The sequence below is a fragment of the Mycobacterium sp. KBS0706 genome, assembly GCF_005938675.2.
GTDB lineage: Bacteria > Pseudomonadota > Alphaproteobacteria > DSM-16000 > Inquilinaceae > Inquilinus.
The window spans coordinates 1-2,876 of sequence record NZ_VCCH02000226.1; the positions used below are offsets into that span (position 1 = coordinate 1).

Annotated in this window: 2 protein-coding genes and 2 pseudogenes; 1 reads left to right on the plus strand and 3 read right to left on the minus strand. The window is 57.2% G+C overall.

All coding sequences use genetic code 11. The features are described from left to right. Positions 1 to 292 precede the first annotated feature (292 nt). The 3 genes and pseudogenes from FFK22_RS41290 to FFK22_RS44995 form a co-directional block, all read right to left on the minus strand. The gene (locus tag FFK22_RS41290) at positions 293 to 2,065 is read right to left on the minus strand and encodes a hypothetical protein (protein WP_138893609.1); all 1,773 of its coding nucleotides are present in this window, start codon (positions 2,063 to 2,065) and stop codon (positions 293 to 295) included. A 38-nt stretch (positions 2,066 to 2,103) separates the two neighbouring features. Then, positions 2,104 to 2,346 carry a helix-turn-helix domain-containing protein gene (locus FFK22_RS44990; protein WP_373683778.1) on the minus strand — a complete coding sequence of 81 codons (243 nt, stop codon included), beginning with the start codon at positions 2,344 to 2,346 and terminating at the stop codon, positions 2,104 to 2,106. Beyond that, a pseudogene (locus FFK22_RS44995) lies at positions 2,331 to 2,444 on the minus strand (recombinase family protein); the annotation flags it as partial. The pseudogene FFK22_RS44995 and the gene FFK22_RS44990, both read right to left, overlap by 16 nt. Before the next feature lie 140 nt (positions 2,445 to 2,584). On the opposite strand from FFK22_RS44995, the pseudogene FFK22_RS44685 reads away from it, so the two are divergent. Beyond that, a pseudogene (locus FFK22_RS44685) lies at positions 2,585 to 2,799 on the plus strand (recombinase family protein); the annotation flags it as partial. Between the last annotated feature and the right edge of the window lie 77 nt (positions 2,800 to 2,876).

The window sequence follows — 2,876 nt, forward strand, 5'->3', positions numbered from 1 at the left end:
ACGCAGTAAGACTAACCCATTGACAACAAACGCTCTCCTTAGCGTCACTTTTGACACGCATTGCACGGGAAGGCCAGCTCCGCCGGTCGCCCGCTACCATCGCGACGGCGGAGAGGGCAATATCGCAACCCAGGGCTCCCACTATCCGTGAGGGACCGACGGGGAGCAGGTCAAGTTCTCGATCAGGTGCCGCCAATTGTACATCTCGGTATCGAGCGCTACAGGTTTGGTCCGGCGCTGATGCTAGGAGATGACAATCTTGGCGCCGCGCTCATTGAGATCGGCGATGTTTCTACACGATTTCTGGCTGGATTGTGGCGGGCGGGGGGGAAGAGGTTGCGAGCGCGCCCAGAAAGACCGAACCGAGCAAGCCGAGGGAGATACCGGCCAGCGCATTGACCAAATGGGTGGTCCCCTCGGGTGAAAAGCGGGCTGCGGCCCCGGCCTTCGACAAGAGGTTGAGCAAGGAGAGCAAAACGACGAACACGGACTGTCGAGCCGTCATGGGGCCGAGAACCTTGTCGGCCGCCTCGGATACAGTCACGCCTCCCACGATCCCTTCCGCAGCGGGGAACCTTGCCACCAGCTTTTCGCCCATCGGGAGGTGGAATTTCGCAGCCAACCTGATCTCCCCGACAGCTTTGAGCGATTCGTGAAGACCCGATCCGATCTCGTTATAGAAGGCGACGAGTGCAGGGTACACAAAGGCATCAAAAGACTCTCCGGCAGCGTTCGCGGCTGAGAAGGCAGCCAGACGGGCGAAGATTTCCCGATAGGAATGGGCCTGCGCTTCATCGCTTGTTCCAGAAAGCGATAATCCAGAGCTCTGCAGTTCATTTACGATATACTGGTTAACAGCATACACTGCCACCTCAGTGGCAATTGATTTTAGACTGAGCGGGTCGTCCCGATTGCTGCTAAGTCTAATGAAAAGATTGATTCCATCACGGGAGAGACAGTATCCCGTGGCTTTGATCAAAAGAGGCGCAACACTACCCAGTCCGGTCGTTTTGTGAGCGATCGCAGTTGCGCCGCCTAGCAAGGCTAGCGTTGATGCATGCGCGGTCCGTGTCGTCCAATTTGCCTTCTTCTGGGCCTCCTGTCGAACAGAGGCGACGACATTGAGAATGCCGGTCAGAGCCAATATGCTGCTCGAAATTGCCACCTTGGTACGATCTGTCGCGCCGCCGAGTTTCTGAGCCGCAAAGTAGCCCAAGGTTTCGCGGACCATTGTTGTGATCCAAGTTATAGATGCCTCCCGCGCAGTTGCATGAAGCAGGTTTGTGGCCCACCCCGCGCCATTGTGCGTGAAGCTATTCACCAAAAGACCATGAGTATTCTGTATGCGCAACAGGATATCCTGCTCATCTGCAACGTTATCATTGGCGCCGGCATTGCCGGCAACATTCGTCCTATTACTTGTTTTTCCCGATAGCCGGCCGCCTATATCGGTTTCTGGATCTATTCTCGATACGAAATCCAAAGCCGCGTTATTTGGGGCATCTGGCATTGATGGCATTGCGAAATCTTGTTGGCCCTTGTATCCTGTATCGTCAGCCCGCTTGGTGGGTGTAAGGGCATTTACAACGTTTTGGTCTTCGGAAGGATCGGCTTTATGTTGGTAGGAGGTAATAGGATCGGCAGAAATGGAGTAATTATCGACTGATCGTTCGTCGCCAGAGTCAAGCCGACGGCTTTGATCCGGATCCTCCCGCCCCTCTTCATCAGAATCAAACCAACGACTCTGATCCTCTTGCCCCTCTTCATCAGAAGCAAACCGACGACTCTGATCCTCCTGCCCCTCTTCATCAGAATCAAACCGACGACTCTGATCCTCCTGCCCCTCTTCATCAGAATCAAACCAACGACTCTGATCCTCCTCCTCATCATCAGAGTCAAACCAACGACTTTGAATCGGATCACTTCCAGTGCCGGTTGCGGCAACCGTCTCCGCTTGTGGCTGGTTCCAATCCGGAAACGCCAAAGAGAACCAATCCGTATCCGACGCGCTATCAAACTCAGCGCCTGTCAATGCTTCTATCCACTGCCTTTGACGTATATCCATAACCGATCACCACATACTCATTGCAGTTTTGCGCGCTATCACGTCATCGGCTCTTGTCTATATTCAGCCACGTTCCGCGAGACGGTCGGCTGGCTGATGTCGTAGAGCCGGGCCATTTCGGCCGCGCTCTTGTGGCCAGACAGGACGCTCTCAGCGATCTCCCGACGCTTGGCCGGGGTGAGCGAGCGCGGACGGTCGCCAATCCGCCCCCGGTCCGGGCCTGGGCCAGGCCGGCGGAGGTCCGTTCCCGAATCATGGCGCGCTCGAACCCAGCGAAGGATCCTATCATCTGCATCATCATGCGTCCGGCGGGGGTGGTCGTGTCGATCCCCTCAGTGAGCGACCTGAACCCGGCGCCAGCGGCCTCGATCTTCTCCATTATGTGTAGCACATCCTTCAACGAGCGGGACAGCCGGTCGAGCCTTCCAGACGATGATGGTGTCCCCCCGCAGCCGGTCGAGCATCAGTTGCAGTTGGGGACGATCCCGAAGGCCACCGGAAGCCTTCTCTTCGTAGTAGCTGGCGCTCGGCGCGAGCGTCTATGACCCGGCCGACCCGATGGGCAAGATGTTCTTCAACATCCTCGCCACCTTCGCCGAGATCGAGGCCGATCTGATCCGCTTGCGCACCCGGGATGGCATGGCCATCGCGCGAGCGAAGGGAAACTGCGCGGCAAGCCGCTCAAGCTGACCCAGAAGCAGCAGACGGAATTGCGCCGGATGCACACTCGTGGCGGTCGCTGCGACGGGCTACTTACCCACAGCCCCTACACCACCCGGTGGGACACGACCCATAGGGCTACTCCTAGTGT

Bases quoted from the DNA above. Each gene is read 5' to 3' on its own strand.
- FFK22_RS41290 (WP_138893609.1), bottom strand. From the start codon at position 2,065: ATGGATATACGTCAAAGGCAGTGGATAGAAGCATTGACAGGCGCTGAG.